We start from the raw sequence: 7,526 nt of genomic DNA, 5'->3' as shown, positions 1-7,526 counted from the left end.
CCCCGCCCCCCCCGCCGTCGACGTCCTGGACATCAATCCGGAGCGGCTGGCGACCGCCAGCAAGCTGGGCTGCTCGCGCACCGCCGCCTCGGCGGAGGAGTTCGACAGGCCGGGCGGCTGGGACTTCGTGATCGACGCCACCGGCAACGCGGGCGCCATCCAGGACGGTCTCGGCCGGGTCGCCAAGGGCGGCACCTTCCTCCAGTTCGGCGTCTCCGACTATGCGACGACCGCGGTCATCGAGCCGTACCGCATCTACAACCAGGAGATCACCATCACCGGCTCCATGGCGGTGCTGCACAGCTACGAGCGGGCCGCCGCGCTCTTCGCCACCGGAGTGCTCGATCCGGCGGTCTTCATCAGCGACCGGATGCCGCTGGAGGAGTACCCGCAGGCGATCGAGCGGTTCAAGGCGGGCCAGGGCCGCAAGATCGTGGTGGAGCCGTGACCGAGGAGCGGCCGGTCTGCCCGGGCGCCGTCCTGGTGATGGGCGAGGCGCTCATCGACCTCGTACCGTCGCCGCAGGAGCCGGCGGCCTATCGCGCCGAGCCGGGCGGTGCTCCGGCCAATGTCGCGGCGGGACTCGCCAGGCTCGGCACACCGAGCTGGTTCGCGGGCGCGCTCGGCGGCGACGGCTTCGCGCGGATGATCGAACAGCGGCTGGTCTCGGCCGGTACGGAGCTCGGTCTCTGCGCGCGCTCGGAGCTGCCCACCACGCTCGCGGTCGCCGATCCGGGCCCGGACGGCACCAGCTACCACTTCCATCTCCAGGACACGGCGACCTTCCGGCTGCCGGACCACGCGGGCGAGGTGGACCGGTTCGCAGCGGTGTACGCGGGCGGTGTCGCGGCGGTCGTCGAACCGGCCGCCGAGGCCGTCGCGTCCACCGCGCGCGCCGCCGCCGCGCGCTCCCTGCTGGTGGTGGATCCCAATGTGCGCGAGGACCGGACGATCGATCCGGAGACGGGCGGGCGCCGGCTGCGTGAGCTGTGCTCGCTGGCCCAGGTGGTCAAGGCGAGCGACGAGGATCTCGTACGGCTCTGGCCCGGCACCGATCCCGACGAGACCTGCCGGCGGCTGGCGGCGGAGGGCAGGCTCGTGGTGGTCACCCGTGGTGCCAAGGGCAGTACCGGATACGCGGGCTCCGCGGAGCCGGTGTCCGTGCCCGCGGTGCCGGTCGAGGTGGTCAACACCATCGGCGCGGGAGACGCCTTCATGTCCGGTGTTCTCAACTGGCTGACCACCACCGGCGCGCACCGGGACGGCGGCGCCGCCGCGCTGTCGCGTGACCAGGTGACACGGATGCTGGGCTATGCCTCCGAGGTGGCCGCCTCGGTCTGTGCCCAGACCGGTACGGAACCCTCAATACCCGCCAGTATCTGAGCGGTTGAGCGTACCGCCGGCGGCTGGAGCCACCGTCCGACCTCCCCAGGACGGTGGCTCCGGCCGTTCACTGCAAGTGAGGACGCGTCAGGCAGCCTTGCGTCAGGCGGCCTTGCCGGTCCGGCCGTTGGCCGCGCGGATGATCTCCGCGTAGTGGTGACCGCTGCCCTTGATGGTGCGGCGCTGTGTCTCGTAGTCCACATGGACCAGACCGAACCGCTTGTCGTAGCCGTACGCCCACTCGAAGTTGTCCATCAGCGACCAGGCGAAGTACCCGGCGAGCGGAGCGCCCTTCTCCACGGCCCGCGCGCAGGCGGCGAGATGCTCGTCCAGATACCGGGCGCGCTCCGGGTCGTCGACGGTGCCGTCCGCCCGTACGGTGTCGGGGAAGGCCGAGCCGTTCTCGGTGACGAAGATCCGCTGGGCGCCGTACTCGTCCTTCAGTCGGAGCAGAAGCTGCTCCAGACCGTCGGCGTGCACCTCCCATCCCATATGGGTGTGGCGGGCGTCCGGTACGTCCACCTGACGCGCGAACGGCGCCTGGCCCGTCGGGTCGTCCTCGACGATCTGGCGGAAGTAGTAGTTGAGCCCCAGCCAGTCCAGCGGTGTCGCGATGGTCTCCAGATCGCCCGTGCGCACGGGCAGGTCCACTCCGTACAGATCGAGCATGTCCTGCGGATAGCCGCGGCCGTGGATCGGGTCCAGCCACCAGCGGTTCGTATGACCGTCGGCACGGACGGCGGCGGCGCGGTCCGCGTCGCTGTCGCTCGCCGGCTCGATCGGGCTGAGGTTGTTGACGATGCCGACCCGGGCGTCCGAGGACGCCGCGCGGATCGCCTGCACCGCGAGACCGTGCCCGAGGTGGAGATGGAACGAGGTGCGCACGGCGGCTGTGAGATCGGTCAGTCCGGGCGCCATCGAGCCTTCGAGATGGCCGATCCAGGAGGAGCAGAGCGGCTCGTTGAGCGTCGCCCAGTCCTTCACACGGTCGCCGAGCCGCTCGGCGACGGCGGAGGCGTACGCCGCGAAGTGCTCGGCGGTGTCACGCGAGGGCCAGCCGCCGCGGTCCTGGAGGATCTGCGGCAGATCCCAGTGGTAGAGCGTGGCGAACGGAGTGATGCCCGCCTCCAGCAGACCGTCCACCAGCCGGTCGTAGAACGCGAGACCGCGCTCGTTCACCGGTCCGTCACCGCCGGGCACGATCCGCGGCCAGGCGATCGAGAACCGGTACGCGTCCACACCGAGCCGCTTCATCAGCCCGATGTCCTCGGGCACACGGTGGTAGTGGTCGCAGGCCACATCGCCGTTGTCGGCGTTGTCGATCTTGCCCGGAGTGTGCGAGAACGTGTCCCAGATGGAGGGGCTGCGGCCGTCCTCGGCCACGGCTCCCTCGATCTGGTACGCGGCGGTGGCGACGCCCCAGGTGAAATCGTGGGGAAGGGCGTTGAGGTCGTTCACGGACTGCCTTTCTGAATGGGTCACTTCACGGCGCCCGCGGTCAGGCCGGCGACGAGGTAGCGCTGGAGAAGAAGGAACCCGACGACCACGGGCACGCTGACGACCAGCGAGGCGGCCATGATCTGGTTCCAGTAGACATCGTTCTGGGTGGCGTAGCCCTGGAGACCGACGGCCAGGGTCCTGGTGGTGTCATTGGTCATGACGGAGGCAAAGAGGACCTCGCCCCAGGCCGTCATGAACGCGTAGACGGCGACGGCGACGATGCCGGGCACCGCGGCGGGCACGACCACCTGGAACAGCGCGCGGATGGGCCCCGCGCCGTCCACCATGGCGGCCTCGTCCAGCTCCCTGGGGATCGAGTCGAAGTACCCGATCAGCATCCAGATGGAGAACGGCAGCGAGAACGTCAGATAGGTGAGGATCAGACCGCCGCGCGAGCCGTAGAGCTCGACGCCCGTGGTGTTCCCGATGTTGACGAAGATCAGGAACAGCGGGAGCAGGAAGAGGATGCCCGGGAACATCTGGGTGGAGAGCACCGTGACGGTGAAGACACGCTTGCCGCGGAAGCGGTAGCGGCTCACCGCGTACGCGGCGAACACCGCGATCACCACGGAGAGCGCGGTCGCCGAACCGGCCACGATCAGCGAGTTGACGAAGTACTTGGCGAGCGGAACGGTCTTCCAGATGTCGAAGTACGGCCGGACCGTGAAGTTCGTCGGGAACCACTGGAACTTGCCCGACACGTCCTGGAGCGGCTTGAGCGAGCTGCTGACCATCACATAGACCGGCAGCAGCGCGAAGGTCGCGAGCAGTGTCAGTACGACACGGCGCGTCCAGATGAACGACTGCGGCGGCGCGCTGGGCGACCTGGGCCTAGACATCGGAGCCCTTCCTTCCCCGTGAGGTGAAGAACAGATAGACCGCCGTGACGAGCAGCAGGAAGAGCAGCAGCAGGACGGACATGGCGGATCCCGAGCCGAAGTTCCAGGTGACGAACGACGACTGGTAGATATGGATCGAGATCAGATCCGCCGCTTCGGGCGCCGACTTGCCGAACAGCACATAGGGCGTGTTGAAGTCGTTGAACGTCCACAGGAACAGCACGAGCACCAGCACCTGGTTGACCGGGCGCAGCGACGGCAGGGTGATCTTGCGGATCTGCTGCCAGATGCCCGCTCCGTCGATGGAGGCGGCTTCGTAGAGATCGCGCGGGATGTTCTGGAGGGCCGCCATCAGCATCAGGAACGCGAACGGCCAGGACTTCCAGAGCGAGACGACGACCAGCGCGATGAAGCTGTTGTTGCCGATCAGCCAGAACGACGGCTTGTCGGTGAGGCCGAGCTGATCGTGCAGTACGTGATTGATGATGCCGTTGTCGTGCTGGAACATGAACGCCCAGGTGATGACCGCCGCGTACACGGGCAGGGCGTACGGGACGAGGAAGATCGTCCGCAGAATGCTCCGGCCGCGGAAGTTCTCCTGGAGCATGATCGCCGCCGTCACACCGAACAGCCAGGACAGCCCGACGGAGAGCACGGTGAAGGCACAGGTCACCAGGAACGAGTGGAGCAGCGCCTGGCCGATCGGAGCATCGAAATCGATGGCGATCTTGTAGTTGTCAAAGCCGGCGGAGGGTGAATTGCCCCAGTTCCTGATGAAGAACTGGGTGAGCTGCCGGAAGCTCACCCAGATCCCGATCACCATCGGGATGATGTGGATGAGCAGTTCGAGCACGACCGCGGGCAGCAGCAGGAGATAGGGCAGACCGCCCTGACGGATGCGGTCGGGGATGCGCGGCAGACGTGGTCCGCGCGCACCCCCATGCTCCGTCTTCTCCGTTTTGCCCGCCTTGTGCCCAGTGCTGGGTGTCACGGTGGCGGTCATGGAGAAAGCCTCACTGTGCCATCTGCTGCTGGGCCTTGGTCAGGGCCGCCTTGACGGATTCGGTGGTCACCGGCTTGCCGGCCGCGGCGTCGGCCCACAGCTCCTTGACGGCCGTACCGACGGTCGTCTCGAACTGCGACTCGTTCGCGACCTGCGGGAGCGGCGCGGCGCTGGTGGACAGCGTGTCACGCAGGACCTTCAGATCGGGCGCGCCGAAGGCCGGGTCCTCCTGGGCGGCCTTCACCGGCGGGATCGCGCCGAACGTCTTGTTGAGCAGCTTCTGCTCCTCGTCGCTCGTCATGAACTTCACGAACTTCTTGGCGCCGTCGACGTTCTTGGTGTTGTTGAACACCGCGATGTTGATGCCCGCGACCATGGAGTTGGTGTTCTGGCCGGTGCCCGGAGTGCCGGACTGGACCGGAACGGGAGCGACGCCCCAGTCCTCGGGCTTCATGCCCTGGGAGGCGAAGGTCGAGGCCGCGGCCTGCCACAGCACCATGGCGGTCTTGCCCTTGGCGAAGTCCGTGAGGGACTGGTTCTGGGCGTACTCCGCGTTGCCCGGAGCGATGATCTTGTCCTTGGCCATGAAGTCGACGTACTGCTTCACCGCGGCGACGGCGCCGTCGGAGGTGAAGGTCGGCTTGCCCGCCTTGTCGAAGAAGTCGGCACCGTGCTGCTTGCCCAGCACGAAGACCTGGTGGATGTTGTTGGACAGATTGCCGCCCTCGGCGCCCAGCGCCCACTTGCCGTCCTTGGAGATCTTCTTGCCGTCGGCGACAAGCTCGTCCCAGGTGGCCGGAGGCTGCGAGATACCGGCGTCCGCGAACATCTGCTTGTTGTAGTAGAGCGCGTAGGCCAGCGAGTACAGCGGCACGGCGGCGGGGTCCTGACCCTCCGCACCGGCCGAGGCGACCGCCGAGTCGACGAACCGGTCACGGCCGCCGATCGCGTCGAAGTTCTTCTGGTCCCACGGCAGCAGCGCGCCCGTGGCCTGGAGGGAGGCCGACCAGGTGTTGCCGATGTTCAGCACGTCGGGGCCCTGACCCGAGGTGGTGGCGGCCAGGATCCGGTTGAGCAGATCGGACCACGGGATGACTTCGAGCTTGACCTTGATGCCGGTCTGCTCCTCGAACTTCTTCAGTTCGGGGGTGAGTATCTTCTTGTCCGCCTCGATGTTGGGCCCTTGGTTGGATGCCCAGTACGTCAGGGTTTTGGGTGATTCGTTACTTCCGCCCTCGCTGGAGGATCCGCCACCGCAGCCGGCGACGGCGGTGAGGGCACTGACGACGGCTACTGCTGCTGCGGCTCTGATGGTGCGCATGTGAGGTGGCCCCTTTCCGGGGGTGGCTGCGTTCGAGAGTCGAACGGCCTCCATGACTTAATTTATGACGTGATTTAAGAGGTGAGGGAAGGTCGCGTCAAGGTTTGTGACCGGGGTATGTTGCGTCCACGGAAGGAGCACCATGGGAGAACGCGGCAGACGGACGGTGCGTGACCTGCGAAGGGACAACCGTGCCAGGGTTGTACAACGGTTGTATTTCGACGGTCCGCTCAGCCGCCAGGAGCTCGGTACGGCCACCGGGCTGAGTTCAGGCTCTATCAGCAACGTTGTCGCCGAACTCGCCGCCGAGGGCCTTCTGGAGGAGGCCGGAGTGGTCGATTCGGACGGCGGGCGTCCTCGTACGCTGCTGCGCGTCGCGCCTGGCGGAGGACTGCTCATCGGTATCGACATCGGTGAGACACGGGTCCGCGTCGAGCTCTTCGATCTCTCCCTCACCGAACTGGCCCGTACCGACCGGCTGCTGGCCCAGCACGGCTACGACGTCGAGCGCATCGTCTCCCATGTCTGCTCCGGTGTCGCCGATGTGCTGCGCGACGCGGGCGCCGATCCGGGGCGGCTCCTCGGTATCGGTATCGGCGTTCCCGGGATCATCGAGCGCGGCGGTCAGGACGGCGCCGTGGTGCACGGCCAGACCATCGGCTGGACCGCGGTCCCGTTCGAGAAGCTGCTGCGTGCGGTCCTGGACGTACCGTCCGAGGTACCGCTGTTCATCGACAACGGAGCCAAGACTCTCGGACAGGCCGAGATGTGGTTCGGCGGCGGCCGAGGCGCCGGCACGGCCGCGATCGCGCTCATCGGCTCCGGAGTCGGCGCGAGCGTCATCCACGGCGGTGCGCTGGTGGAGGAGAGCGGCCGGGGCAGCGCGCTCGAATGGGGCCATACCACCGTGCACATGGGCGGACGCCGCTGCCGCTGCGGCTCCGTCGGCTGTCTGGAGGCGTACGCCGGAGCGGAGGCGATGCGTGAGAGATGGTACGAAGCGGGCGGACCGCTGCCGGACGACGCGGACGACGAGACCGCGCTGGCGGCGCTGCTCGAAGCGGCCTTCCCCGAAGGCGAGGGCCTCGCGCCCGATCCGGTGGCCGTATCGCTCCTTGACGACACCGCCCAGTGTCTGGGAGCGGCCGTCGCCGATCTGATCAATCTCTTCCTGCCCGAGCGCATCCTGCTCGGCGGCTGGGCGGGACTGCTGATCGGACCGCATCTGCTGCCCGCGATCCGGCGCCATGCGGAGGCGTACGCGCTCCGGCACCCGGCGGAGCGCACCAGCATCGAGCTGGGCCATCTCGGCCCGGACGCGGTGACGGTGGGCGCCGCGACGCTGCCTCTCGCCGCGTTCCTCGCACGCGGCGGCAGCCGTCCGAGACTCCCGGGGCCGTCATCCGAACCGGATCCGGGCGCAGGCTCCGTGTCCCGCCGCTGGCACCGCGCCTCGACTACGGCGGGGGGGGCCGCGGGG

At 68.0% G+C, this 7,526-nt stretch carries 7 protein-coding genes; 3 read left to right on the top strand and 4 right to left on the bottom strand.

What is annotated here, in order from left to right; all coding sequences use genetic code 11:
- Together GA0115259_RS09530 and GA0115259_RS09525 are read left to right on the top strand one after the other, a co-directional pair.
- Positions 1 to 448, top strand: a 448-nt coding sequence (locus tag GA0115259_RS09530; protein WP_141716504.1) for a zinc-binding dehydrogenase, incomplete at its 5' end; no start/stop codon positions are given.
- Positions 449 to 486: 38 nt separating this feature from the next.
- A complete protein-coding gene (locus tag GA0115259_RS09525; RefSeq protein ID WP_093593733.1) occupies positions 487 to 1,383 on the top strand; it encodes a PfkB family carbohydrate kinase in 897 nt (298 codons plus the stop codon).
- Positions 1,384 to 1,485: 102 nt separating this feature from the next.
- Here GA0115259_RS09525 and GA0115259_RS09520 read toward each other — a convergent pair whose 3' ends face one another.
- From GA0115259_RS09520 to GA0115259_RS09505, 4 genes are read right to left on the bottom strand one after another with little or no spacing between them, the layout of a single operon-like run.
- Positions 1,486 to 2,841 (bottom strand): GH1 family beta-glucosidase, encoded by a 1,356-nt coding sequence (locus GA0115259_RS09520; protein WP_093593730.1) that lies wholly within the window; start codon positions 2,839 to 2,841, stop codon positions 1,486 to 1,488.
- Between the two features lie 20 nt (positions 2,842 to 2,861).
- A complete protein-coding gene (locus GA0115259_RS09515) occupies positions 2,862 to 3,722 on the bottom strand; it encodes a carbohydrate ABC transporter permease (RefSeq protein ID WP_093593727.1) in 861 nt (286 codons plus the stop codon).
- Positions 3,715 to 4,725 (bottom strand): carbohydrate ABC transporter permease, encoded by a 1,011-nt coding sequence (locus tag GA0115259_RS09510; protein ID WP_093593724.1) that lies wholly within the window; start codon positions 4,723 to 4,725, stop codon positions 3,715 to 3,717. The genes GA0115259_RS09515 and GA0115259_RS09510 overlap by 8 nt, the downstream gene beginning before the upstream one ends.
- A 10-nt stretch (positions 4,726 to 4,735) precedes the next feature.
- Entirely contained in the window at positions 4,736 to 6,046 is a 1,311-nt protein-coding gene (locus GA0115259_RS09505) for an extracellular solute-binding protein (RefSeq protein ID WP_093593721.1), read from the bottom strand.
- Positions 6,047 to 6,188: 142 nt separating this feature from the next.
- On the opposite strand from GA0115259_RS09505, the gene GA0115259_RS09500 reads away from it, so the two are divergent.
- A partial coding sequence (locus GA0115259_RS09500) for an ROK family transcriptional regulator (protein WP_107469153.1) occupies positions 6,189 to 7,526 on the top strand: 1,338 nt, incomplete at its 3' end.

It is taken from the genome of Streptomyces sp. MnatMP-M17 (assembly GCF_900091995.1).
Classification (GTDB): domain Bacteria; phylum Actinomycetota; class Actinomycetes; order Streptomycetales; family Streptomycetaceae; genus Streptomyces.
Note: the sequence above shows the minus strand (reverse complement) of the source record. Positions and strands in the feature narration are given on the sequence as shown.